This window comes from Saccharopolyspora antiqui (assembly GCF_052246905.1).
In the GTDB taxonomy this organism is placed as follows: Bacteria; Actinomycetota; Actinomycetes; order Mycobacteriales; family Pseudonocardiaceae; genus Saccharopolyspora.
The window spans coordinates 178,465-202,203 of record NZ_JBQQBO010000006.1 but is presented as its reverse complement, the minus strand read 5'-3'; the positions used below and the strand labels follow the sequence as shown (position 1 = coordinate 202,203).

The 23,739-nt window shown below is 69.2% G+C and carries 21 protein-coding genes; 10 read left to right on the top strand and 11 right to left on the bottom strand.

What is annotated here, in order from left to right:
- The first annotated feature begins 37 nt into the window (after positions 1-37).
- The 3 genes from ACTWQN_RS13065 (at position 38) to ACTWQN_RS13055 (ending at position 2,581) form a co-directional block, all read left to right on the top strand.
- Positions 38-598 (top strand): RsiG family protein, encoded by a 561-nt coding sequence (locus ACTWQN_RS13065; protein ID WP_443203688.1) that lies wholly within the window; start codon positions 38-40, stop codon positions 596-598.
- Positions 595-1,524 (top strand): asparaginase, encoded by a 930-nt coding sequence (locus tag ACTWQN_RS13060; protein ID WP_443203687.1) that lies wholly within the window; start codon positions 595-597, stop codon positions 1,522-1,524. Before ACTWQN_RS13065 ends, ACTWQN_RS13060 begins: the two co-directional genes overlap by 4 nt.
- Before the next feature lie 247 nt (positions 1,525-1,771).
- On the top strand, positions 1,772-2,581 hold the full coding sequence (locus ACTWQN_RS13055) for a methyltransferase domain-containing protein (protein WP_443203686.1): 810 nt from the start codon (positions 1,772-1,774) through the stop codon (positions 2,579-2,581).
- A 73-nt stretch (positions 2,582-2,654) separates the two neighbouring features.
- Here the strand turns inward: ACTWQN_RS13055 and ACTWQN_RS13050 are convergent, their stop codons facing one another.
- Positions 2,655-3,542, bottom strand: coding sequence for a DUF8083 family protein (locus tag ACTWQN_RS13050; RefSeq protein WP_443203685.1), 888 nt, complete (start codon positions 3,540-3,542; stop codon positions 2,655-2,657).
- 240 nt (positions 3,543-3,782) lie between these two features.
- Here ACTWQN_RS13050 and ACTWQN_RS13045 point away from each other — a divergent pair, with 240 nt between their 5' ends.
- Positions 3,783-3,971, top strand: a complete 189-nt coding sequence (locus ACTWQN_RS13045; protein ID WP_010312648.1) for a DUF3073 domain-containing protein — start codon at positions 3,783-3,785, stop codon at positions 3,969-3,971.
- Between the two features lie 659 nt (positions 3,972-4,630).
- On the opposite strand, the gene purM is transcribed toward ACTWQN_RS13045, so the two are convergent.
- The 6 genes from purM to ACTWQN_RS13015 form a co-directional block, all read right to left on the bottom strand.
- A complete protein-coding gene (gene purM / locus ACTWQN_RS13040) occupies positions 4,631-5,743 on the bottom strand; it encodes a phosphoribosylformylglycinamidine cyclo-ligase (RefSeq protein WP_443203684.1) in 1,113 nt (370 codons plus the stop codon).
- Positions 5,744-5,907: 164 nt separating this feature from the next.
- Positions 5,908-7,497 carry an amidophosphoribosyltransferase gene (purF, locus tag ACTWQN_RS13035; RefSeq protein WP_443203683.1) on the bottom strand — a complete coding sequence of 530 codons (1,590 nt, stop codon included), beginning with the start codon at positions 7,495-7,497 and terminating at the stop codon, positions 5,908-5,910.
- A 129-nt stretch (positions 7,498-7,626) separates the two neighbouring features.
- Entirely contained in the window at positions 7,627-8,013 is a 387-nt protein-coding gene (locus ACTWQN_RS13030; protein WP_443203682.1) for a sterol carrier family protein, read from the bottom strand.
- 40 nt (positions 8,014-8,053) lie between these two features.
- Entirely contained in the window at positions 8,054-8,923 is an 870-nt protein-coding gene (locus ACTWQN_RS13025) for a DNA-binding response regulator (protein WP_443203681.1), read from the bottom strand.
- A gap of 226 nt (positions 8,924-9,149) precedes the next feature.
- The gene (locus tag ACTWQN_RS13020) at positions 9,150-10,322 is read right to left on the bottom strand and encodes a S8 family peptidase (protein ID WP_443203680.1); all 1,173 of its coding nucleotides are present in this window, start codon (positions 10,320-10,322) and stop codon (positions 9,150-9,152) included.
- Between the two features lie 241 nt (positions 10,323-10,563).
- Positions 10,564-10,986 carry a PRC-barrel domain-containing protein gene (locus ACTWQN_RS13015; RefSeq protein WP_443203679.1) on the bottom strand — a complete coding sequence of 141 codons (423 nt, stop codon included), beginning with the start codon at positions 10,984-10,986 and terminating at the stop codon, positions 10,564-10,566.
- 202 nt (positions 10,987-11,188) lie between these two features.
- On the opposite strand from ACTWQN_RS13015, the gene ACTWQN_RS13010 reads away from it, so the two are divergent.
- Positions 11,189-11,767 (top strand): type VII secretion system-associated protein, encoded by a 579-nt coding sequence (locus ACTWQN_RS13010; protein ID WP_443203678.1) that lies wholly within the window; start codon positions 11,189-11,191, stop codon positions 11,765-11,767.
- 82 nt (positions 11,768-11,849) lie between these two features.
- Positions 11,850-13,727, top strand: coding sequence for a glycoside hydrolase family 15 protein (locus ACTWQN_RS13005; RefSeq protein ID WP_443203677.1), 1,878 nt, complete (start codon positions 11,850-11,852; stop codon positions 13,725-13,727).
- A gap of 191 nt (positions 13,728-13,918) precedes the next feature.
- On the opposite strand, the gene ACTWQN_RS13000 is transcribed toward ACTWQN_RS13005, so the two are convergent.
- Positions 13,919-16,084, bottom strand: coding sequence for a putative bifunctional diguanylate cyclase/phosphodiesterase (locus ACTWQN_RS13000; protein ID WP_443203676.1), 2,166 nt, complete (start codon positions 16,082-16,084; stop codon positions 13,919-13,921).
- Positions 16,085-16,628: 544 nt separating this feature from the next.
- Between ACTWQN_RS13000 and ACTWQN_RS12995 the strand changes: the two genes are divergently transcribed.
- The 3 genes from ACTWQN_RS12995 (at position 16,629) to ACTWQN_RS12985 (ending at position 19,722) form a co-directional block, all read left to right on the top strand.
- Positions 16,629-17,360 (top strand): lysozyme, encoded by a 732-nt coding sequence (locus ACTWQN_RS12995; RefSeq protein ID WP_443203675.1) that lies wholly within the window; start codon positions 16,629-16,631, stop codon positions 17,358-17,360.
- A 114-nt stretch (positions 17,361-17,474) separates the two neighbouring features.
- Positions 17,475-18,638 (top strand): pentapeptide repeat-containing protein, encoded by a 1,164-nt coding sequence (locus ACTWQN_RS12990; protein ID WP_443203674.1) that lies wholly within the window; start codon positions 17,475-17,477, stop codon positions 18,636-18,638.
- Positions 18,631-19,722 carry a pentapeptide repeat-containing protein gene (locus tag ACTWQN_RS12985; protein ID WP_443203673.1) on the top strand — a complete coding sequence of 364 codons (1,092 nt, stop codon included), beginning with the start codon at positions 18,631-18,633 and terminating at the stop codon, positions 19,720-19,722. Before ACTWQN_RS12990 ends, ACTWQN_RS12985 begins: the two co-directional genes overlap by 8 nt.
- A 61-nt stretch (positions 19,723-19,783) precedes the next feature.
- On the opposite strand, the gene purL is transcribed toward ACTWQN_RS12985, so the two are convergent.
- Genes purL through purS form a run of 3 tightly spaced genes read right to left on the bottom strand, consistent with a single transcriptional unit; the run spans position 19,784 to position 22,982 of the window.
- Positions 19,784-22,072, bottom strand: coding sequence for a phosphoribosylformylglycinamidine synthase subunit PurL (purL, locus tag ACTWQN_RS12980; RefSeq protein ID WP_443203672.1), 2,289 nt, complete (start codon positions 22,070-22,072; stop codon positions 19,784-19,786).
- Positions 22,069-22,746 (bottom strand): phosphoribosylformylglycinamidine synthase subunit PurQ, encoded by a 678-nt coding sequence (purQ, locus tag ACTWQN_RS12975; protein ID WP_443203671.1) that lies wholly within the window; start codon positions 22,744-22,746, stop codon positions 22,069-22,071. The genes purL and purQ overlap by 4 nt, the downstream gene beginning before the upstream one ends.
- Entirely contained in the window at positions 22,743-22,982 is a 240-nt protein-coding gene (gene purS / locus ACTWQN_RS12970) for a phosphoribosylformylglycinamidine synthase subunit PurS (protein WP_010312709.1), read from the bottom strand. Before purS ends, purQ begins: the two co-directional genes overlap by 4 nt.
- Before the next feature lie 261 nt (positions 22,983-23,243).
- Between purS and ACTWQN_RS12965 the strand changes: the two genes are divergently transcribed.
- Positions 23,244-23,648 carry a hypothetical protein gene (locus ACTWQN_RS12965; protein WP_443203670.1) on the top strand — a complete coding sequence of 135 codons (405 nt, stop codon included), beginning with the start codon at positions 23,244-23,246 and terminating at the stop codon, positions 23,646-23,648.
- The last annotated feature ends 91 nt before the right edge of the window (positions 23,649-23,739 follow it).

The window sequence follows — 23,739 nt, the reverse complement described above, 5'->3', positions numbered from 1 at the left end:
GTTGGCGAGCTCTACTGAATTGCCGGAGGATGGCCACGTGATCGAAGTCCGCCCGGGTGGACGGCGCCGCATCGACAGGGTCCTGTCCCCGGACTACACCAGTGGCATGGAGCACCGCACGCTCGGCGAAGTGCGAGCGTTGCGGGACGAGGCGGCACAGGAGGAAACGGATCTCTCCTACCTGCGCCGGGTGTTGCACGCGCGGATCGACATCGTGCGCGCCGAGCAGCGGCGACGTCGGGAAGGCGGGGCGGCCTCCGTCGTCGAGCAGTTGGTGAACATCCTGGCGGACAATGCCGTCGGACCGGCGGCCGGTTCTGGTCGGTACCAGACGACCGAGCCGTCGCGGGCCGAGGCGCACCGCAGGCACGTCGAGGCGCTGGTCTCCGACGTCGACCTCTCGGACGTCATGTCGCTGTCCGAGACCAAGCTCGACCGGGCCCTGCTCGCCTACACCGGGGAAGAGGACTCGGTGTCGCAGCGCCGCCGGGAGGTCCAGGACGTGGTTGACCGGCTGAACGCGGAGATCGCCCGCCGGTACCGCGAGGGCGCCGCGTCGGTGGACGATCTGCTCGCGGAGGAACGGGATCGGCGGTGACCGACCCGGTCCCGCTCGTCGAACTGGTCCGAAGTGGACTCCGGGAATGCCTGCACCACGGCTCGGTCGTGGTGCTCGACGCGGATGGTTCGGTGCGGTGCGCCATCGGTGAGGTGGACGCGCCGATGTTTCCGCGCTCCTCGCTCAAACCCGCGCAGGCCGCCGGAATGCTGCGGGCCGGGCTGGAACTGCCGCCGCCGGATCTCGCGCTCGCCGCGGCTTCGCACAGCGGCGAGCCGGAGCACGTGCGGCGGGTCAGGGCGATCCTGTCGCGGCACGGGCTGACCGAGGCGGCGTTGCAGTGCCCGCCGGACTGGCCGCTGAACCAGCAGGCCCGCGCCGCCCGCGCCGACAAGCAGCGCAGCACCATGAACTGCTCGGGCAAGCACGCCGCGATGCTCGCCACCTGCGCGCTGCGGGGCTGGTCCACTGAGGACTACCTCGATCCGAAGCACCCGCTGCAGATCGTGATATCCGACACAGTTGTGGAGTTGGCCGGGGAGCCGATCGCGACAACCGGGGTGGACGGCTGCGGCGCCCCGGTGTTCGCCGTCTCGCTGACCGGCCTGGCCCGGCTGTTCCGGCAGCTGGCGATCGGTGAGCGCCAGGTCGCCGACGCCATGCGCGCGCACCCGTGGCTGGTCGCCGGTACCGACCGAGAGGACACCAGGTTGATGCGCGGCGTGCCGGGTCTGGTGTCGAAGGGCGGCGCCGAGGGCGTCATCGCGGTCGCACTGCCCGACGGGCGTGCCGTGGCGGTGAAGATCGCCGACGGCGCGAATCGGGCCCGCCTCCCGGTGGCAGCGGGCGCGCTGCGCTCGCTCGGCGTGCGCAGCGCGGAACTCGACGCGCTCGCCGAGGAGCCGCTGCTAGGCGGCGGCAAACCAGTCGGCGCGCTACGTCTACTACCCGACGTCTTCGCCTGATCCCACCCCGATCGCAACCGCACTGGCGCGACCGCACTTCGCGCACCACAGGGTGGCAGGACGAGGTGAGGGGCACCCGTGACCCAGTTACTTGGTCACGGGTGCCCATCACCCCTCACCTGAACGGGGTCGTGAGTGCGTAACCCGGGGAGCCGGAGACCGCTTGTCTTATTTGCTTTCCAACAGCAACTTCTCCGGAGTACGCTCACATATTGGTACCGATATTCCATATGTTGAGACGGATGACATGAGTGCACAGCCGGACACCTACACCCATGGACACCACGAGAGCGTGCTGCGATCGCACCGCTGGCGGACCGCCGAGAACTCCGCCGCGTACCTGATCCCGCATCTGCGGCCCGGCACCGGCGTGCTCGACATCGGCTGCGGGCCGGGCACCATCACGCTGGACTTCGCCGCCCTGGTCGGCCCTGGCGCGGTGCTGGGTGTGGACAACGTCGAAGATCCGCTGGAGATCGCCCGCGGCGGAGCCGCCGAACGCGGCCTGGACAACGTCACCTTCGCCAACGCCGATGTCTACGGCCTGCCCTACGCCGACGACTCCTTCGACGTCGTGCACGCCCACCAAGTGCTGCAACACCTGAACGACCCGGTGGCCGCACTGCGCGAGATGCGGCGGGTGTGCAAGCCGGAGGGCATCGTGGCGGCCCGCGACGCGGACTACGGCGGCATGCGCTGGTCGCCGGACAACCCCGTCCTGGACCGCTGGCTGGCGCTGTACCGCGACGTGGCCCACCACAACCGGGCCTTCCCCGACGGCGGCCGTTACCTCAAGACCTGGGCCCGCGAGGCGGGGTTCAGCGAGATCACCTGCACGGCATCGGCGTGGTGCTTCGCCACCCCGGAGGAGCGCACCTGGTGGGGCAACCTGTGGGCGGACCGCATCCGCCAGTCATCCTTCGCCGAGCAAGCCATGAGCCATGGCCTGACCACCCGTGACGAGCTGGAAGAACTCGCCGCCGCCTGGCACGCCTGGGTCGACTCCGAAGACGGCTGGTTCGCCGTCCTCAACGGTGAGATCCGCTGCCGCCCGTAGTGGGCCGCCGCGGGTTCTTCTGGCGCGGCGTCCGATGATCCACCGCCCGCACCGCCACGCGATTCGAGCCTGGTCAGTTGTGGCGTTCGCGGGCGGCGAATTCCGACCAGAAGTCGCGCAGCGCTTCGTAGCGGGTGGCGACTTCTTCGGCGTCGTCGGCTTCCATCGCATCGACGATGGCGTGCACGTCCTCCGCCGAGGTGTCGGCGTCCAGGTCGGCCGTCGTCATCAGCTGCACCAGGCCGCCGTAGTCCAACTCCACCGCGGAATGCGGGTGGAAGCGCTCCAGCCAGCGACCGGTCTCCCGCAGGATCCGCGTCGGCCCTTCCTCACCGATGGACTTCCGCCCGATGGCGTGCGCCCGAGCGACCCGCCGCCGCGCGTCGGCCATCGCCACCCGCCAGCACACCCGGCGCCGACCCGGCTCGGTGAACACGCACCGCTCAACGGGATCCACCAGCACGAACCAGGGCAGCGGCACGGTCCAGGTGGACGACAGCACGTGCACGGCGCCGCCCGCCAGCTCGCTGACCACCGCGCTCGCCCGCACCCTGGCCTTCTCCACCGGCACCGACAGCGCCTCGGACCGCAGCGGGATCTCCGCCTCCCCCAGGAATCCGACCAGCGCCGCGGCTGCCCGGCCGCGCAGGTCCAACGGGCACACCAGCGGCCCCGGTCCGACGGTGGCCGCCGGGGCGCTGGGCACTTCCGCGGGATCGATCACCAACACGTCGCCGACGCCTTGGACCGCGCCGTCGGCGGTTTCGCCGGGCAGCAGCCGGGGTGGCGCGGCGAGTTGGCTGCGCAACCAAACGTCCTGTTCCCGCAGCCCGGCGTCGAACTGGTCGACCGCCCCGCGCTCAACGGCTGCCGCCAGTTGCTCGCGCAGGGGGGAGTCGAAGGACGACAAGGGCTCGTACACCCTCAGATAGGCGACGAACGGCTCTGGCACAGCGTGCATGTTGCCATGCGGCCCGCGAACTGCTGCGGCTGGCTCGCTGCGGCCCACCGAGAAACGGCAGCGCGCGGGGTGATCGGGGCCGCGAGTGCGACGTCACCCAAGACACGTCCACTCAGTCCTGGCACCACGTCGCGTTGAACCGCCTCGACACGGTACGGTAGTTACAGGAAAAGTTGTCGAGATCATGCGGGGCCGACATTCCCCTGTCCGCCCCGCAACCCTGTGCGAGGGGGTCGAGCCATGGGGCGCGGCCGGGCTAAGGCCAAGCAGACGAAGGTGGCCCGCGAGCTTAAATACAGTTCCCCCGCCATGGACATCGAGGCGTTGCAGCGCGAGCTGTCCGTCTCGGAGTCCGGCGAGTGGTCCAGCGAGGACCGCGATGACTCGCGCGACGACGGGTACGACGACTACGACTACGACCGACGTTGAAGCACATCACCACCGAGGGCGGCGGATGAACGCTGTTCGCTCGATGGCGAGGTGCGTCGCAGTCGTCGTCTGACCCGATGTGCATGAGCGGGTGGGGTTGACGGTTCGCAAGTCCCACATAGGAGGAGCACCGTGAGTGGCGTTGCCGGAGCCTCCGGCGACGCCACTCACGTCTGTGCATTACCAGTGGACAACGCCCGTCCAGTGCGCGTTTTCGCATAGCGGTGCGGGTACGAAAGAGCTGGCGCGCGCGGGCCGCCTCTCGGCGGGTGGCGCTGCAGGGCTCCGGCCGAACGGTATTCCCTGCAGGCGGTATTTGGAGCCCGGGGGCACGCGCGCACGCCAGCTATCTGTTCAACGGCCGGGCACCCCGCAGGATTCCCGGCCGCGATCAGAGATTTCGCGCTGCGGCTGAGATTCGACCACCCGCACAGCGAAGCCGTTCAGGCGATTGCTCTTTGATCTTGTTCTTTGAAGCGGCGCAGCCGCTTAACCCACCCTCGCCACTGGCATCACCGCGGGTTCTCAAAGGTTTTCTCGCGAGGACAGCCACGACCTGGTGTATCGGACATACATGATGTCGGGGATCCCGGAGACGAGAAGGCCTCTGAGGTTCCGCTACCCGCACCGCCACGCAAAACGAGTACCAGGACAGGCAGTCAGAAGCGCGGGTGGTTGCCGCGCAGCACGACCCGGTCCTGCTCGTCGGTGCCCTCGACGGTCGGCTGCTTGGCGATCTCGCCGAGCACCCAGGCGGGCACGTGGCGGGCCGTGAGCACCGCGAGGGCGCGGTCCACGTCTTCGGCGGTCACCACGGCGACCATGCCGATGCCCATGTTGAAGGTGCGCTCCATCTCCTCGGTCTCGACCCGGCCGCGCTGGGCGATCAGCCGGAACACCGGTGCCGGGGTCCAGCTGCCGCGGTCCAGCACCGCGGTCAGGCCCGTCGGGATCACCCGTGCCAGGTTCTGCGCCAAGCCACCACCGGTGACGTGCGCGAACGTCCGCACCCCTGCCTCGGCGGCCAACGCCAGGCAGTCCTTGGCGTAGATCCGGGTCGGCTCCAGCAACTCCTCGCCCAGGGTGCGGCCGAACTCCTCGACGTGGCCCTCCAACGGCATCCGAGCGATGTCCAGCAGCACGTGCCGGGCCAGCGAGTAGCCGTTGGAGTGCAGCCCCGAGGAGCCCATCGCGATCACCACGTCGCCGGGGCGGACCTTTTCCGGACCGAGCATCGCGTCCGCCTCGACCACCCCGACACCGGTGGCCGAGATGTCGTACTCGCCGGGCGCCATCATGCCGGGGTGCTCGGCGGTCTCCCCGCCCAGCAGCGCGCAACCGGCCTGCACGCAACCCTCCGAGATGCCCTTGACGAGATCGGCGATCCGGTCTGGCACGACCTTGCCGACCGCGATGTAGTCCTGCAGGAACACCGGCTCGGCGCCGCACACGACCAAATCGTCGACCACCATCGCGACCAGGTCGATGCCGACCGTGTCGTGCAGGTCGAGGGCCTGCGCGACGGCGAGCTTGGTGCCTACCCCGTCGGTGGAGGACGCCAGCACCGGTTCCTTCCACCGGTCGAGCTTGAGCCGGAAGAGCCCGGCGAACCCGCCCAGGGAGCCGAGCACCTCTGGCCGGGTCGCACGCTGCGCCCACGGGCGCATCTTCTCGACCGCCTCGTCACCGGCCTCGATGCTCACCCCCGCTGCGGCGTAGGTGGCTTTCGGACGCCCTGTCTGGGCAGACCCTGCGAGCAGGTCTTCGGACACGACTGGCTCCACATCTTGGTGCGATTTGCGATTCGCCGGACGCGCATGTGTAGCACGGACAACGCTACGCGCCGACGGCGAACCCTGGAGGTCTCAATGGCCGCGATTCTCGGCGGCTCCCGGATTCGCTCCGCGCAGCCGATCCCCTGCGCGGAGCCGAATTCTCAGGGACGTTGCAGCGCGTCCGCCGCGCCGTAGCTGCTCGGCAGCACCGGTTCGGCCGGTCCCGCAACACCGCGTTCGGCCCCGTTGAGGCCCTCCAGCAGGTACTTGCCGATCCGGGCGTCGTCCGGCAGCGGGATCGGGTATTCGCCGTCGAAGCAGGCCGCGCACAGCCGCGTGCGGGGCTGTTCGGTGGCCGCGACCAATCCGTCCAGCGACACGTGGCCGAGGCTGTCCGCGCCGATGGAACGGCGCACCCCGTCCAGGTCCAGACCGTTGGCGATCAGCTCGGCGCGGGAGGCGAAGTCGATGCCGTAGAAGCACGGCCACTTCACCGGCGGCGAGGCGATCCGGACGTGCACCTCGATGGCGCCGGCCTCGCGCAGCATCCGGACCAGGGCGCGCTGGGTGTTGCCGCGCACGATGGAGTCGTCCACCACGACCAGCCGCTTGCCGCGGATCACCTCGCGCAGCGGGTTCAGCTTCAGCCGGATGCCCAGCTGCCGGATGGTCTGCGAGGGCTGGATGAAGGTGCGGCCCACGTAGGAGTTCTTCACCAGACCGTTGCCGTAGGGGATGCCGGAGGCCTGCGCGTAGCCGATCGCGGCGGGCGTGCCGGATTCCGGGACCGGGATCACCAGGTCGGCGTCGACCGGATGTTCCTTGGCCAGTCGACGGCCGATCTCCACGCGGGTGCCGTGCACCGAGCGACCCGAAATCGTGGTGTCCGGGCGGGCCAGGTAGACGTACTCGAAGATGCAGCCCTTCGGTTTCGGGCTGGCGAAGTGCTGGGAGCGCAGCCCGTCGCCGTCGATGGCCAGCAGCTCACCCGGCTCGACCTCGCGGACGAACGACGCGCCGACGATGTCCAGCGCGGCCGTCTCGCTGGCCACCACCCAGCCGCGTTCCAGCCGACCGAGCACCAGCGGCCGCACACCCTGCGGATCGCGCACCGCGTAGAGGGTCTGCTCGTCGCAGAAGACCATCGAGAAGGCGCCGCGCAAGGTCGGGAACAGCTCCATCGCGGCCTGTTCGATGCCCTTGTCGGCGGCGTGCGCCGCGAGCAGAGCGGTCACCAGGTCGGAGTCGCTGGTGGCGCGCTCACAACCGTTGGCGGGGGAGGACGTGTTGGCCGCGACCGTGTCCACCCCTTCGGCGATGATGCGTTCCAGCAGTTCGGCGGTGTTGACCAGGTTGCCGTTGTGGCCGAGGGCCAGCCCGCTGCCGGTGGCGGTGGTGCGGAAGGTCGGCTGGGCGTTCTCCCAGCTGCCGCCACCGGTGGTCGAGTACCGGGCGTGCCCGACGGCGACGTGGCCGCGCAACGACGCCAGGGTCTGTTCGGTGAAGACCTGGCTGACCAGACCGAGGTCCTTGTAGACGAGCACCTGCGAGCCGTCGCCGACGGCGATGCCGGCGGCTTCCTGGCCGCGGTGCTGGAGGGCGAAGATCCCGTAGAAGCTCAGCTTGGCGACCTCTTCACCAGGGGCCCACACCCCGAAGACGCCGCACTCCTCGTGGGGGATGTCCCGTTCGAGGCTGGCGAGATCCGTTCGCGTACTTGCATTTGCCGGTTCGGGCCGGTCGGTGACCACCGAGAACTCCCTGGAGGACGGAGCCGGGTTGCACCTAAGTGTAAGCCGGTGGAACCCGGCCGAGGCCGCCCCGCTCGGTGTTGGGTATCTCATCCCACAGTCGATCATCAACGCTGCGTGCCGGGCCGGTCACGATCCGTCGACGCGCACCAGCGGCAGCCACTGCGAAACGTCCGAGCGGGAACCGGAGGCGGTGAGCCTGCCCTGTTCGACCGCGTCCGCCCAGCCGAGCCGCCCGGTCGCCAGCAGCAGCCAGGTGCGCGGGTCGGTCTCGACGACGTTGGGCGGGGTGCCGCGGGTGTGCCGCGGACCGGTCACGCACTGGACCGCCGCGAACGGCGGCACCCGCACCTCGACGCTGTTGCCCGGCGCGATCTGCTCCAGGGTTCGCAGGCTCAACCGCACCGCGGCGGCGAGTTCGGCACGCGCGGGCCGCTGGGCGTCATCGTCCAGCCACGACCGCACGGCCGCGACGGCCTCGCGAACTTCACCGGGATCAACGGCACGTCGAGCCATACCCGAAGCCTACGAAACCGCCCCGCCACCGGGGCCCGGTTCACAGCCAGCCGAGCTTGACCGCCTGCATGCCCGCCTGGAAGCGGGTTTCGACGCCCAGCCGCGAGATCAGCTCGCGCACCCGGCGGTGCGCGGTGCGGGCGCTGAAACCCATCAGCCGGCCGATCGTGTCGTCGGTGGCGCCGGAGGCCAGCAGCGACAGGATCCACCGCTCTTCCTCGGTGGGCTGCAGCTCGTGACCGGAGAGGTCCTGGTTCGCGGTGAACGGCGCGGCGAAGCGCCACAGGTCCTCGAAGATCCGGGCGATCGCCGCCAGCATCGCCGAACTGCGCACCACGACCGCGCTTTCCACCGAGGTCTCGCTCACGGTCAGCGGTAGCAGCGCGATCTCGTTGTCCACCATGATCAACTTGGTCGGTGCCACGTGGATCACCCGCGCCTGCTCGCCCATCGCGACCAGTTTGGTGGTGATGTCCAGCTGCGGCGGCCGCGCCAGCGCGGACCGGTCGTAGAGCACCTGGTACTGGACGCCTTCGGCGAGCTTGCGGGACTCCAGCGAATCCAGCGGACCGGTCGTCACGTACGGCGGCTTCGCCACCCCCTGGACCAGCTGCGTCGCGTTGCGCTGCAGTTCGTACGCCGCCCAGCCGACCCGCTTGGCGCCGTGCACGACTTGCAGCACGCCCCCGCTGCCCACCTGGGCGCGGGCGGCTCGCGTCACCGACGCGACTTGCGCCTGCACGGACCGCTCGGTGAGCGGCTCCGTGGCGGCGGTGTCCCTGGCTGGCTCGTCGACTTCGGTCGACGGTTGTGTCAGCTCCTCGGTGTATCCGGGTAGCACGGCACACCCCTCCTCGATGTGCCCTGGCAGTACCGATTCGGCACCGGTACCGCGGCGGACACTGAACACCCCCGTGGTTGGCAACGTATTCCACCGGGAACGACCGCTGGAACCGACTTTCGCAGGATCAAGCTGATCGACCTTCGATTGACCCCGTTCGGCGGTGCCAGGGCGTACCCCATATGCAGCAATCGGAAGCAGTGCGCAAGCGGCCTCGCCGCAGCGCGACTTGATCATGCACGGCGGGCCCTTCCCGTGCTTCCAGGAAGGGCCCGCGTCGTGCACTGCTAACGGATCAGAGCTCGCCGATCTGCAGCAGGTCGGCGATGGTGCCCTCCGGGGCGCCCTGGATGACGCCGGCCGACGCCTGGCCCTGCAGCCCGGCGATCACCTCCGCGGGAGCCGCGTCCGGGTTGGCCGCCAGGAACAGCGCGCCGACACCAGCCACGTGCGGGCTGGCCATCGAGGTGCCGCTCATCGACTCGGTGCCCCCACCGGGAACGGTCGAGACGATGTCCACGCCGGGGGCGTAGCCCTCGACGGTGGCGCCGAAGTTGCTGAACGAAGCCGAGGCGTCCGCGTTGTCCGACGCGGCGGTGGTGAACACGCCCTCCGCGCTGGCCGGCGAGACGTTCTCGGCGTCCTGGCTTTCATTACCGGCCGCCACCGCGAGGAACACACCGCTGTTGACCAGGTTGGTCGCGGCCTCGTCCAGCGCCGGGTCCTTCGGGCCGCCCAGCGACATGTTCGCCACCGACGGGCCCTGGTGGTTCTGCGCGACCCAGTCGATACCGGACACGACCTGCTCGGTGGTGCCGCTGCCGTTGTCGTCGAGCACCTTCACACCCACCAGGTGGACGCCCTTGGCGACACCGTAGGTGGTGCTGCCGATGGTCCCGGCGACGTGCGTGCCGTGACCGTGGCCGTCCTCGCCGGTGCCACCGGTGGCGTCGAAGCCGATCTCGGCACGGCCGCCGAAGTCGGGGTGCGACGGGTCGATGCCGGTGTCGATGATGTAGGCGGTGACGCCCTCACCGGTGCCGGCCGGGGCGTAGGTGTCGTCCAGCGGGAGGTCCGGCTGGTCGATCCGGTCCAGACCCCACGATTCGACCGCCTTGGGGGCGACCGACGGCTCGACCTCGACCCGGTAGCTCTGCGAGATGTTCTCGACCTTGCCGTCGGCCCGGATCTTGTCGAGCTGCGCGGGGTCCAGCTTCGCCGAGAACCCGTTGATGGTGTTGCTGTAGACGTGGCGTGCCTGCACGCCGAGCTCTTCGGCCACGCCCTGCGGAGCGATGCCGTCCTTCAGGTTGACGATGTAGACGTCCCCCGAGTCCTGCGCCTGCAACTGCGGGTGCAAGGTCAGCGGTGCCAACTCGATGTGCGGCTGCGCGCCAGCCGGTGCTCCGGCGAACACGAGCGCCGCTGCGGCAACGCCTGCCCCGGTGCCGTAGAGCAGCTTCCTCATGTGTCCCCTCCTCCATTCAAATTCGCTCGGGTGGGGCCGAGCGAAGGTGTTTCACGCCGGAACGTAACCAGGGAAAACACTCGTCCGGGTGATGTTGGCGATTTGTCGCCACACAATCGGACGGAGGGGTGAACGAATTCCCAGCTCTCGGTTTCTTACCGGGAATGAGCAGGCAAAACCAGGCCCGCCGAGATTTCCCGGCGGGCCTGGTGATTCGTCGTTTTCAGGGTGATTTACCGGTTCAGGTGGCGGCTACCCAGCGTCGCAACTTGAGGCGGACGGCCTCGATGTATTCGGGCTCGATCTCGCAGATCTCCTCGGCCGACTCGGCACCGTCGGGAGCGACGCCGTAGGCCGTTCCGTAGTACAGGTACAGCGCGCGTTCGTGCTCCAGCAGCAGATCTCCCTGGTGCAGGCTGACCCGGGGCGCGTGCCGGACCGCTTCCTTGCCCACCGCCACGGTGAGCGTGTCGCCGTCGAAGGCCGCCCCCTCCAGCGGCACGAAGCTCTCGTTCGTCCCGAAGAGTCCAGTTTGGACGGTTATCCAGGCGGGTTGTTCGGTGTCGTCGTCGATGAACAGCTGGCCGACGATGCCGACCCGCTGCCCTTCCGGATCGAATACCTCACACCCGAACATCCGCAACGCTTCTCGCTGACCGATCATCGCCGCCCTCCCTTCCGCCGACCACCTAGCCAGTCTCCCCCTGGTCCGGTCGAAACGGCACCTCGGAACGGCTGGTCCCGGACCGTCCACTGGACACACTCCCGGCGACTGGCACTCTCGAAGGCGCGCTCGGCACCCGCGGGGCGCCCCGAGCACAGCTACTCCTGATCACAGCTACCCCGATCAAAGCTACGGAGCCCCGATGTCCCAGCCCGCCGACCGCCCCGCCCCGCCGATCACCGCCGAAATGCGGGAGCACGCCAAGCAGAACCCCAACAGCTGGCTGTACATCGCCGATCCCGGCTACGCCGACGACGACCAGGAGGTGCCGCCGGAGGGCGTCGTGGGCGCCTACCGCATCGACCACGACGGCGAGATCGACGAGAACTTCCAGTTCAACGACCGGTACCAGCCATCCGAAATGATGGCCAACCAGCAGGAACCGACCAATGCGCTGGAAGAGGTGCTGGCTCGGATCGCGGCCGGGCAATTACCGGAGTCCGCATTGCCCACCGCGGTGCTCGACGCCGAACTGCTGCTCTACGCGCCGAGCGCGACGGATCGGATGATCTACACCGCCGAGATGTCCGACGGCAGTCGGCTGGTCCCGGCCTGCACCTCGGTGTCCCGCGTTCCGGGCGACTGGCCGGGATTCCGCCGGGTGCCGGGTCACCTGCTGCCGGAGCTGCTCGGGGGGCTCGATCTGGGCCTGAACCTGCACGAAGCGATCCAGGCGGTGATCCCGAACAGCGTCCTCGTCCAATCCGCCGGGCGCCCTTGATCGCAGCGCGCCGGTTGGAACGTGATCGTCCGGCAGTCGGCAAGGGTGGCCGTGGCCGGGTGCGATGCCTAGCCTCGGCAGGGTGACCCGCGATCATCCGCGCGGCAGGCCCGGGCCCATCGAGGACTACGCCCTGCTCTCCGACCTGCGCACGGCCGCGCTGGTCGGCAAGGACGGCTCGATCGACTGGCTCTGCCTACCCCGCTTCGACGCACCGTCGTGCTTCTCCCGACTGCTGGGCACCGACCGGGACGGCCACTGGAAGATCGCGCCGACCGCGCCGGTCCGCGAGGTGCACCGCCGGTACCGGGACAACTCCCTGGTGCTGGAAACCGACTTCCACACCGACGACGGAGTGCTGCGGTTGATCGACAGCATGCCGCCGCACGAGAAGAACCGGCACGATCAACCGTGCCTGGTGCGCACCGTCGAAGGGCTCTCCGGCGAGGTCGACATCAAGCTCCGCTGGGTGGTCCGCTTCGCCTACGGCGACGCGGTGCCCTGGGTGCGGCGGGTGCGCGAAACCGAGCCAGTGCTGGACGAATTCGTCCTGGCCATCGCCGGTCCGCACACCGCGGTGCTGCGCGGCGACATCCTGCCGCAGCGCGCTGAAGGTGAACGCGCGCACGAACTGGTGGTCACGGTGCGGGCCGGGCAGCGGCTGTCCTGGGTGATGCAGTGGTCGCCGGATCCGCAGGACCTGCCCGCGCCGATGGATCCGGAGCAGGAGATCCAGGACAGCGAGGACTTCTGGCGGGAGTGGACCGAGAAGATCAGCTACACCGGACCGCACGCGAACGCGGTGTACCGCTCGCTGGCCACCCTCAAGGCGCTGACCTACGCACCGAGCGGCGGGATCATCGCCGCCCCGACCAGTTCCCTGCCGGAAGCCATCCCGGGCAACCGGAACTGGGACTACCGCTACTGCTGGCTGCGCGACGCCACCCTGGTCCTGCTGGCGCTGGACGACTTCGGCTGCCTGACCGAGGCCACGGCCTGGCGGGAGTGGTTGGTGCGCACGGTCGCGGGTGATCCGGCGGACCTGCAGATCATGTACGGCGTCGCCGGCGAACGGCACTTGATGGAGTGGGAGGCCGACTGGCTGCCCGGCTACCACGGCATCGCACCGGTGCGGATCGGCAACGCCGCCTACCGGCAGACCCAGCTCGACGTGTACGGCGAAGTGATGGACGCGCTGCACCTGGCCCGCGAACGCGGCCTGCCGGAAAGCGAGGAGACCTGGGCGTTGCAGCGCGGCATGCTCCGGCACCTGGAGAAGATCTGGCCGCAACCGGATCGCGGGCTGTGGGAGGTGCGCGGCCCGGACCGGCACTTCACGCATTCGCGCGTGATGGTGTGGGTGGCGTTCGACCGGGCGGTGCGCGCCGCCGAGGAGGACGGCTTGCCCGGACCGGTGAAGCGCTGGCGGGCGATCCGCAACACGGTGCACGCCGAGGTCCTGGAACAGGCCTGGAACCCGGAGCTCGGTGCGTTCACCCAGTACTACGGCGGAAACACGCTGGATGCGGCCACCTTGCTGATGCCGTCGGTCGGTTTCCTGCCCGGCGACGACGAGCGGGTGGTGCGCACCGTGGACGCGGTGCAGCGCGAACTGCAGCACGACGGCGTGCTGGTGGACCGCTACACCACCGGTGATCAGCCGCACGAGGTCGACGGGCTCGTGGGCCGGGAGGGCGCGTTCTTGGCGTGCTCGTTCTGGATGGTCGACGCGCTGGCCTACTGCGGACGGCAGGCGGAGGCCGAGCGGATGTTCGCCGAACTGGTGGGCCTGGCCAACGACGTTGGCCTCTACGCCGAGGAGTACGACGGCGTCGACGGCCGGTTCGCCGGCAACTTCCCGCAGGCGTTCAGCCACCTGGCACTGGTTAACTCGGCGGCGGTCCTCTTCGGCGGCCGAACCCGAGCCCAGAAGAGCCGCCGCAACGGCCTCACCCAGTAGTTCCGCCTGAGACTCCGCGTCCCGCCCACCCGCACGAACCAACCGGCAACCGCCGCCACGGGTTCACAACGATGAGGACCAGGTGAAGGGCACCTTTTACCAAGTTAGTTGGTGAAAGGTGCCCTTCACTCCTCACCCGAACGGCGCCAGCGCCAGTTGAACCGGCTTGCGAAGCGGTTCGCGGACGATCGTTAGTCCAGGTGCTGTGCGATGTAGGTGCTTATGTCGGCGGGGGAGCTGGGGCGGGCGAACAGGTAGCCCTGGCCTGTCTCGCAGCCGATGTCGGCCATCCGGCGGGCCTGCGCCTGGGTCTCCACGCCCTCCGCGGTGACGGTCAGGCCGAGGGCATGCGCCAGATCGACCAGGGTGCCGACGATGCGCGCATCGACCGGGTCGGCCCGCTCCGCATCCCGCAGGCCCTCCATGAACGACCCCGCGATCTTCAGCTCGTGCACCGGAAGATGCCGCAGGTAAGCCAGGTTGGAGTACCCGGTGCCGAAGTCGTCGATGGCGATCCGCACGCCCATCCGGGACAGCGCGCGCAGCGCGTCCAGCGGCTCGTCGGCGGTGCCCATGATCGCGCTCTCGGTGAGTTCCAGCTGCAGCCGGGACGGTGCCAACCCGGTCTCGGCCAGGATCTCCGCGACGTCGGTCACCAGGTTCGGATCACGCGACTGCCGCACCGCCAGGTTGACGCTGACGAACGGCGCCGCCGCCCCGAACTCGTCCTGCCACTGCTTCGCCTGCCGGCAGGCCTGCCGCAGCACCCACCGGCCCAGCGGCACGATCAGCCCGGTCTCCTCGGCCAACCCGATGAACCGGTCCGGTCCGAGCCGCCCGAGTTCCGGGTGCGCCCAGCGGACCAGCGCTTCGACCCCGACGACGCCGTTGTCCCGCAGCCCGATCAGCGGCTGGTAGTCCACGTAAAACTCTTCGCGTTCCAGTGCGGCGGGCATCTTCGCCGCCAAGTGGAACTGCGCGACCTCGGTGGCGTTGCGGTCCGGGTCGAACAGCGCCCACCGGCCCTTGCCCTCCTCCTTCGCCCAGTACAGCGTGACGTCGGCGTCCCGCATCAGCTCCGCGGCGGTCTGGCCCGACACCGGCCGTTCGACGATGCCGATGCTGGCCGACACGGACAGCTCGTGGCCGCCGATGCGGATCGGTTGCTCCAGCGCGTCCAACACCGTGTTGGCGACCTCGATGGCCTGGTCGGTGCCGAACGAGTTCTGGATCAGGATCACGAACTCGTCGCCGCCCATCCGCGCCACCAGCCGGTCGCCGCCGTGCACCGCGATGGCGAGCCGGTCGGCTACCGCCACCAGCAGTTCGTCACCGACGTGGTGGCCGAGGCTGTCGTTGATGACCTTGAAACCGTCCAGGTCCATGTAGCACAGCGCCACCCGCTCGCCGGACTCGTGCTGCCGCAGCACCGCGGTGAGCCGTTCCAGGAACAGCGCCCGGTTGGGCAGCGCGGTCAGCGGATCGTGCATGGCTTGGTGCCGCAGGCGTTCCTGCAGCAACCGGCGGTCGGTGACGTCCTCGATCATCGCGACCTGGTACAGCGGCAGGCCGTCCTCGCCGCGGACCAGGGACACCGTCAAATCGGTCCACACCGTGCTGCCGTCGGGCCGTTCGAAGTGCTTCTCACCCCGGTACTGGTCGCGCTCGCCGCGGACCAGTTCCTCGTACATCCGCCAGATGACATCGGTGTCGGCCGGGTGCGCCATGTCGTGCACCAGCATCTGGCGCAGTTCCTCGGCCGGGCGGCCCAGGATGCGCCGCAATGAATCGTTTACCTCAAGGATCCGGCCGGCGGTGTCGGCGATTCCGATGCCGATGGCGGCCTCGGCGAAGATGGCGCGGAACCTGGCCTCGCTGGTGCGCAACGCCTGTTCAACCGCGTCACGCGCATCCAGCACGGCCTGCCGGATGGCCTCCTGCTCGTCCAGGGTCCGCTTGCGGGCGGCCTGGACGAAGCCGGAGCACAACGCACCCTGCAACGCGGCGACCCGCCCGCGCCAGCCCGGACCGCTGCCCAGCCGCAGGATGTCCAGGATTTCGTCGCCGATCAGGTCGACGGTGCGCGCCAGGGATTCGGCACTGGTGAAGTGCACGGCGACCAGGTCGACGCCGACGGCCCGTGCGGCCGACGGATCGAACGGGTCGCTGAGCAATGCGTCGACCAGGCGATCGGTGTACCCGTACAGGCGGCCTTCGACCTCGGCGCTGGTCATGGGCACGTAGCTGGTGCCGATCAGGGCCTGTGCCCAAACCGCGGCGAAGCGTCGTCGGTCAGCTCGGTTCACCTCGGCGGTCACCTCGTGAGCGCTGGGCACCGGCGCTGTCCAGCCAGTCATGCCTGGGCGCCCTCCACTCGTACTCGCCTGGGCCGTTCTCGTTCGGAGCATACGACTGGATCGGTCTGGCGGTCGAACATCATGTGCGACACCTGGGGTAGCCGCACACCTCATTCGAGCAGGCCAACCGAGTGGTTATGCCTTACGGACCGGTCACGACCCGTAACCACTTGATCGCTGGCGCACGGCGGCCGCGATCGATCTGATGTTTTCGACGCTCAGCCCGCGCGTGAGGTTGTGCGCTGCGCGAGACACACCACAGGGGCCGGTTGGTTCACTCGCGAATGTCCGGATTGAGCCATTCTGGTTAAAAAATAACACAGGATCTACATTGCAAGAAAACGATTCGCCACACTCCCGGGGCAGAAGGCGCCGTCCCCCGACGACGCACCGCAACCATCCGTGAGAGGCCCCGATGAACCATCCGAGTGGACGTGGTCGCCGATTATCGATGTTCTCCTTACTATCGATTGCCTGTGCAGGCGTCCTCCTCCTGTGCTCGCCCGCGCAAGCCAGCACACCCCTTCCAGGAAGGGAATTCGCGATGGGCACCCAGGTCACCGGCGAACCGCCGAGCGGAACTGAAACCGACACCCCGATGGGCTCGCAGATCCGCAAACACGAGGGCGGCGATCCACTGCCCATTCCCGACATCGACCCACTGGCCACTGTGCCCGGTATGGACGTCAGCGGTCACCAGGGCAATGTGGACTGGCAGTCCTGGTGGGGCCAGGGCATGCGGTTCGCCTACGTCAAGGCCACCGAGGGCACTGGCTACGAGAACCCGTACTTCGCCCAGCAGTACAACGGCTCCTACAACGTGGGCATGATCCGCGGCGCCTACCACTTCGCGCTGCCGGACCGCTCCAGCGGCGCGGCGCAGGCCAACTTCTTCGTGGACAACGGCGGCGGCTGGTCCAAGGACGGCAAGACCCTGCCGGGTGCGCTGGACATGGAGTACAACCCCTACGGCGACACCTGCTACGGCAAGAGCAAGAGCGCGATGACCGCGTGGATCAAGGACTTCAGCGACACCTACCACGCGCGCACCGGACGCTGGCCCGTCATCTACACCAGCACCAGCTGGTGGAGTTCGTGCGTGGACGGCGATTTCAGCTCGACGAACCCGCTGTGGGTGGCCCGCTACGCGAGCACGGTCGGCCCGCTGCCCTTCAACTGGCAGGTCTGGACGATCTGGCAGTACACGTCGTCGCCGCTGGACCAGAACACCTTCAACGGCGCTTTCGACCGGCTCCAAGCCCTCGCCAACGGCTGACCCGCCCGCCCGCGCGGTGCAGGGCCGGGAACCCGGCACCGCATCTCCGGCTGAAGCCGTCGGAATATCGCCGTTCACCGCAAAACCGCGCTCCCGCGAGGCAGAATCCCACGCATGGGTGAGCGCAAGATCGGTTTGGTCGCGACGATCGCGCTCGCGGTCGTCGTCCTGGTCTGCGTCAGCGCCGCGTTGCTGGCTTTCGACCCGCGAACCACCGGTGCCGACGCACTGCGCACCGGCGGGCTCGCCGCCGGATCGGTCGTCGCGCTCTACGCACTATGGCTCAACGACCGGCGCCGTCGGGTCGAGGAGCAACGGCAGGAGCTCGAAACCCGGCGGCAGGAACTGGATCGGCAGCGCTACGCGCTTGAGCAGCAACGGCAGGCCCTGGAAGATCGACGGACCGACCAGGATCGGGACCGAGCGGCCGACGAGCGCTTCGCGCGGGCGGTGGAGCTGCTCGGCAATGAGGCCGACCAAGTGCGGGTGGGCGCGATGCACGCACTGGCTGGACTCGTTGGAAACCACCCCGAATACACGCAGACCGTGCTCGACGTGCTGTGCTCCTACCTTCGCCGCCCGTTCGACCATCCGAAGTGGATCCCGCAGGAGACCCTTTCACCGGACCCCGAACAGTGGCCCGAGATCAGCCCGGAGCTGGAGCGCGAGCGGTACGTCCGGCAGACCGCGCAACGGCTGATCCGGGACCTGCTGCCCAGCACCGACGCCCCAGACCCGGTGAGCTACCACCTGGACCTGACGCGTGCCGCGTTGGAGCGGTTCAACCTCAGCGACCGGGTGGTGGGGCGGATCGCCGCCTACCGGTGCCGGTTCCGGTACACCACGAATCTCAACCGCGCCGTCTTCCACGGCCCGGTGCACTTCCGGGACAGCGTGTTCCTCGGCCGGATCAGGGCGGAGGACACGCGGTTCCACGACAAGTTGGAGCTGCGCGGAATGCACGCAAACGGGCCGTGCGGCTTCGAACGCGCCCGGTTCGACGGGGAGGTGGACGTCAAACGCGTCGTGTGCCGGGAAGGCGTGTACTTCACCGACGCGGTCTGCGGCGCTGGCCTGGACCTCCGCCACGCACACTTCGACGGCGGCGTAGACCTCCGGCTGCGCGAGCCGCTGCCCAGCGTCGCGTTGTACGACACCGAGGTCGGCACGTCGATCTTGGCTGAGCTACCGGAGGACTGGGCGCTCGAACCCCTGCCGAGTACGAATCGCGCACGCATCCGCGTGCACCCGATCGAGCAGGATTCCGCACATGGGTGAGCGCAAGATCGGATTGGTCCTGACGATCGCGCTCGCGGTCGTCGTCCTGGTTTGCGTCAGCGTCGCGTTGGTGGCGTTCGACCCGCGAACCACCGGTGCCGACGCACTGCGCACCGGCGGGCTCGCCGCCGGATCGGTCGTCGCGCTCTACGCACTGTGGCTCAACGACCGGCGCCGCCGCGTCGAGGAACAACGGCAGCAACTGGAGAACCGGCGTGCCGATCTGGACCGCGACCGCGTTGCTGACGAGCGCTTCGCCCGCGCCGTGGAACTGCTCGGGCACGAGACCGATCAGGTCCGCGTCGGCGCGCTGCACGCGCTGGCCGGACTCGCCCGCAGCAATTCCGACTACACCCAAACCGTGCTCGACGTGCTGTGCTCGTACCTGCGGCGGCCGTTCGACCATCCGCGCTACGGCGATGATTCCCCGGACGGCTCGGTGCCGGTGAACCTGGGCGCGCCCGCGCCGTGGCCAGCGAGCGCACGCGACGAGGCCGAGCGGAAGTTGCAGGTGCGGCTGACCGCGCAGCGGCTGATAGCGGACCTGCTGCCGCGTGTCGGCGATGCCGATGCACCGGCCTACGACCTCGACCTCACCAACGCGACGCTGGAGTACTTCGACCTGGCCGACCGCAAGACCGGCACGCTGGTGCTCCGCTACGCGCAGCTGTTCAGCAGCAACAACTTCAGCCGCTGCGAGTTCCACGGCCCGGTGTGGTTCACCGGCACTGCGGTGGGATCCGGTCGGCTGTACGGCAGGTTCCGTTGCGAGGACGCGGTTTTCCACGAGCGCGGCTGGTTCACCGGCGTGGAGTTCCACGGCCGGGCGAGCCTGGACCGCACCCGCTTCCGCGGCCGCACGAGGTTCGCCGACAGCCGCTTCGCCGACTCGGTGTCCATGGTGGACACCGTGTTCGAAGGCCCGGCCGACTTCCGCGCGGTCCGCTTCGAAAGCCACGTCGACCTCAGCGGCGCCACCTTCCAGGACAAGGTCCAGCACACCGACCTGACCACCACCCCCAACCGCACCGTCACCCTCCCGACGAACTGGCCCGAACAACCACGCTCGTCCACGAGCGGGTGACGAGTGAAGGGCACCTTTGACCGAGTAAGCCGGTCCAAGGTGCCCTTCACTCGGTTCAAAATCACCCGAAGAGGTTGGGGAGGGTGGCTTCCCAGGCTTCTCGGAGTTCGGGGAGGGGGATGTCGGTTACGTCTTGGATGTCCAGGGACTGGGCGCCTGCGTCGGCTACGCCGATCTTGGCCCATGGGAGTTGGCGGGCCGTGCACATGTCCGTGAAGCGGAGTTCTTCGGTGCGCGGGACCGCGACCAGGACTCGACCGGCGGATTCGGAGAACAGCCAGACGAACGGGTCCGCGCCCTCCGGCAGGACCACTCGGGCACCGCACTCGCCGATCAGCGCCGTCTCCAGGAGCGCCTGGGCCAGGCCGCCTTCGGAGAGGTCGTGCGCCGCGGAGATCATGCCGTCGCGGGAGCCCGCGACCAGGATCTCCGCCAGGAGCTTCTCGCGTGCCAGGTCTACCTTCGGCGGGGTGCCGCCGAGGTGGCCGTGGGTGACGCGCGCCCACTCCGAGCCGCCGAACTCCTCGCGGGTCTCGCCGAGCAGCAGCAGCGTTTCGCCTTCCTCGCCGCCGATGCCGGTCGGGATGCGACGGGTCACGTCGTCGATGGTGCCGAGCACGCCGACCACCGGGGTCGGCAGGATCGGCGTCGCGCCGGTCTGGTTGTAGAAGCTGACGTTGCCCCCGGTCACCGGGATGCCCAGCTCCTGGCAGCCGTCCGCCAGGCCGCGCACCGCCTGCTGGAACTGCCACATCACAGCCGGATCCTCCGGCGAACCGAAGTTCAGGCAGTTGGTGACCGCCACCGGCGTGGCACCGGTGGTCGCCACGTTCCGGTAGGCCTCGGCGAGCGCCAGTTGCGCGCCCGCGTACGGGTCCAGCCGGGTGTAGCGGGCGTTGCAGTCGGTGGCGACCGCGATGCCGCGCCCGGTCTTCTCGTCGATGCGCAGCACACCACCGTCGGACGGCTGGGCGAGCACGGTGTTGCCGCGCACGTACCGGTCGTACTGGTCGGTGACCCACGCGCGGGAGCACAGGTTCGGCGACGCCGCCATCCGCAGGATGGTTTCCCGCAGCTCGTCCGGAGTGGACGGACGGGCCAGCGTGTTCGCGTCGTCCGCCACGATCAGGTCCTGCTCGGCGGGGCGCTGGACCGGCCGCTCGTACACCGGCCCCTGGTGCGCGACGGTGCGCGGCGGCACGTCCACCACGAGCTCGCCCTGCCAGTAGATCTCCAGGTTCTCGCCGTCGGTGACCTCACCGATGACCGTCGCGGTGACGTCCCACTTCCGGCAGACCGCCATGAAGTCGTCCACATTGGACGGATCGACGACCGCGCACATCCGCTCCTGCGACTCGCTGGAGAGGATCTCCGCGGCGTTCATCCCGGTGGCGCGCAGCGGAACCTGGTCCAGGTCGACCCGCATGCCGCCGTCACCGGCGGAGGCCAGCTCCGAGGTGGCGCAGGACAGGCCCGCGCCGCCGAGGTCCTGGATGCCCACGACCAGTCCCGCGCGGTACAGCTCCAGGCAGCACTCGATGAGCACCTTCTCGGCGAACGGATCGCCGACCTGCACGCTGGGCAGCTTCTTGCGACCGGTGCCGCTCTCGTCGCCGTCGAAGGTCTCCGACGCCAGCACCGAAACGCCGCCGATGCCGTCCAGCCCGGTGCGCGCCCCGAACAGGATGATCTTGTTGCCGGTGCCGCTGGCGTGCGCCAGGTGCAGGTCCTCGACCTTCATCACACCCACGCACATTGCGTTGACCAGCGGGTTGCCCGCATAGGACTCGTCGAAGACGACCTCGCCGCCGATGTTCGGCAGCCCCAGGCAGTTGCCGTAGCCACCGACCCCGGCGACCACACCGGGCAGCACCCGCTTGGTGTCCGGTGCGTCGGCCGGGCCGAAGCGCAGCGGATCGGCCACCGCGACCGGGCGGGCGCCCATCGCCATGATGTCGCGGACGATGCCGCCGACCCCGGTGGCCGCACCCTGGTTGGGCTCCACGTAGGACGGATGGTTGTGGCTCTCCAGCTTGAAGGTGACCGCCCAGCCGTCGCCGATGTCGACCACACCCGCGTTCTCGCCGATGCCCGCGAGCATCTTCTCGCGCATCTCGTCGGTGGTGGTCTCGCCGAAGTACTTCAGGTGCACCTTCGACGACTTGTAGGAGCAGTGCTCGCTCCACATCACCGAGTACATGGCCAACTCGGCCTCGGTGGGTCGGCGGCCCAGGATCTCCCGGATCCGGGCGTACTCGTCGTCCTTGAGACCCAGCTCGCGGAACGGCTGGGCGACCTCCGGTGTGGACTTCGCGTGGTCGACGCTATCGACCTTCACCAAGTTGCTCACGCTGCCACCAGTGCATCCAGAACGGACAGGAACATGCCGAGGCCGTCGTCGGTGGGACCGGTCAACGGGTCGATCGCGTGCTCCGGGTGCGGCATCATGCCCGCGACCCGTCCGCGCGCGTCGGTGATGCCCGCGATGTCGCGCTGCGAGCCGTTCGGGTTCTCGCCGGTGTAGCGGAACAGCACCCGGCCTTCGCCTTCCAGCTCGTCGAGGACGGCCGGGTCGGCCATGTAGTTGCCCTCGCCGTGCTTGATCGGGATCAGCAGCTCGGCGCCCGCGTCGTAGCGGGCGGTCCAGGCGCTGGTGTTGTTCTCCACCCGCAACCACTGGTCGCGGCAGACGTAGTGCAGGCCCGCGTTGCGGGTCAGCACGCCGGGCAGCAGCCCGGACTCGCACAGGATCTGGAACCCGTTGCAGACCCCGAGCACCGGCATGCCCCCGCGGGCCGCCGCCACCACCTCGGTCATCACCGGGGCGAACTTGGCGATCGCGCCGCAGCGCAGGTAGTCGCCGTAGGAGAAGCCGCCGGGCACGACCACCGCGTCGACTCCGCGCAGGTCGTGGTCGGCGTGCCAGAGGGCGACCGATTCGGCGCCCGCGCGGCGCACGGCGCGGGCGGCGTCGACGTCGTCGAGGGTGCCGGGGAAGGTGATGATGCCGATCTTCGCGCTCATGCTTCCACCCGGCGCACGGTCCAGTCCTCGATCACCGGGTTGGCCAGCAGCGTCTCGGCGATCTTGGCGAGCGTGTCGTCGTCGACGTCGTCGGCGACCTCCAGCTCGAAACGCTTCCCCTGGCGGACTTCGGTGATGCCGTCGAACCCGAGCCGGGGCAGCGCGTTCGCCACCGCCTGTCCCTGCGGGTCGAGGATCTCCTGCTTCGGCATGACGTCGACAACGACTCGGGCCACGGGGGCTGCTCCCGGTTTCCGTGCAGATCCGCCGGGTCCCGGCGGAAGGCCAGCAGTACTGGCAAAGCGTAACTGAGCTGGGAATTCACCCGGTCCGCCAGGGGTCTCGGGTGCGGCGTGGCTCACCACGACCTCGACGATCTGTGTTGTGCCCCACATTTGCGTCGATTTGTCTAAACCTCTGGCTCGTCGGACGTCTATTACGACCGGGGCACCCGAAGCCCCGCCTTGATCGGAAGTCACTGAGGGGAACGCATACCGATGCGCACATTCAAGACGCTGATGGCCGCTGGACTGCTCGCCGGTCTGGCGCTGACCACGACGGTTCCGGCGATGGCGGCGCCGAGCACCGAACCGGCCGCCGTCGCGCCCGCCGAACAGCCCAGGCTGACCGCCGACAAGTCGCAGGTGCGGCCGGGCAACACGCTGGTCATGCGCCTGGACCACGGTCTGGAGGGAGTCAACTGGATCTCGTCGGCCGCGTTCGTGCGCAACGGCGAGCACCCGGTCGGCGCGGACGAGGGCCTCGCCCAGATCGTGACCGACCGCGACGGCTACGCCGAGGCGGTGGCCACCATCGCCGACATCGCGCCCGGCGATTACGTCGTGCACACCCGCGTCGGCGGTGGCGCTGGCCCGACGATGACGATCAGCGTGATCAAGTAGTGCGGCCCGCGAGTGCGTCGGGGCGCTCCGGCGCCTCGGCGCACTCGCGGGCTCGTTCACCGGTAGCGAGAACGCTCGCGGTGTCGGGGCG